Source organism: Variovorax glucosi, from assembly GCF_051216695.1.
Lineage (GTDB): Bacteria > Pseudomonadota > Gammaproteobacteria > Burkholderiales > Burkholderiaceae_C > Variovorax.
The window spans coordinates 1-1,059 of record NZ_JBPJZE010000364.1 but is presented as its reverse complement, the minus strand read 5'-3'; the positions used below and the strand labels follow the sequence as shown (position 1 = coordinate 1,059).

Annotated in this window: 2 protein-coding genes; both read right to left on the bottom strand. The window is 69.7% G+C overall.

Going from position 1 to position 1,059, the window contains the following annotated elements; all coding sequences use genetic code 11:
* Positions 1–663: DMT family transporter (locus ACSFA3_RS25705; RefSeq protein ID WP_435508141.1), on the bottom strand; the 663-nt coding region annotated here is incomplete at its 3' end.
* A gap of 63 nt (positions 664–726) precedes the next feature.
* Positions 727–1,059: FCD domain-containing protein (locus ACSFA3_RS25700; RefSeq protein WP_435508140.1), on the bottom strand; the 333-nt coding region annotated here is incomplete at its 5' end.

The following is a 1,059-nucleotide window of genomic DNA, read 5'->3' as shown; positions in this document are numbered from 1 at the left end:
TGACGGCGCGAGCGTCCACGGCCGATCGATCACGAGGCTCGCGGGCAGCAGCATCGCCGTGCCGCTCAGCAGCGAGCAGGCGGCCGGCACCATCGGGTCCAGCCCCTTGAACACGCGGCCGAACATCGCGGCGCAGCCATAGCAGACGGCGGCGGCCACCAGTCCGAGCTGCGCGAGCAGCGAATGCCCGAGCCCGTTCAACGCCTCGAAGCCGACGATCAGGCAGATGCCCGCCAGCCCCGCGCCCACGCCGAACAGGCGGAGCAGCGTGGGCCTGTCGGCGCCGCCGAGGCCCAGCCCCAGCAGGAAGATGAAGATCGGCGAGGTCGAATTGAGGATGGTCGCCAGGCCCGCATCGACGCTGCGTTCGGCCCACGCAATGAGCGTGAAGGGCAGCACGCTGTTCAGGCACGCCTGCAGCACAAAGCGCCACCACATCGCCGGCTCCTTCGGCAGCTTCACGCCGCGCATGCGCAGCACCGCGAGCAGCAGCAGGCCGGCGATCAGCGTGCGCGCCGCGATCAGCGTGACGGGCGGGATCGTCGCCACGCCGATCTTGATGAAGGTGTACGAAGCGCCCCAGCAGGTGGCTAGCAGCGCGAGCAGCGCCCATTCGAAGGCGGCGTTGGTGTGGGGCTTGCTGGTGGTGGAGAGCGTGTGCATGGTGCGCCGATCATCGCGAGACCTGCCAACCGACACTTCGCCCGCGAGCGAAGCGTGGATGCCTCAGTGGCTGTGGCCGTGCGCGGTGGAGCCGCCACCGTTCAGCAGCGTCGCCAGGTCCACTTCCTGCTCGGCCGCCGCGCCCGCGATCACGCGCTGCTCCAGCTCGTCGAGGTGCTCCAGCGCCACGGCCAGCGCCTTGTCGAGCGACTTGCCCGTCGTCAGCGCCTCGATGATCTGCTCATGCTCGCGCGGCGCGCAGCTCGCGGCCTCGGCGGAGTCGTACAGCGCCTTGTAGAGCTCGGTGTTCGAAATCAGCCGCCGGATGTACGACAGCAGCTCGTCGCTGCCCGCCATCTCTGCCAGCAGCAGGTGGAAGTCGCCCGCGAGCCGGAT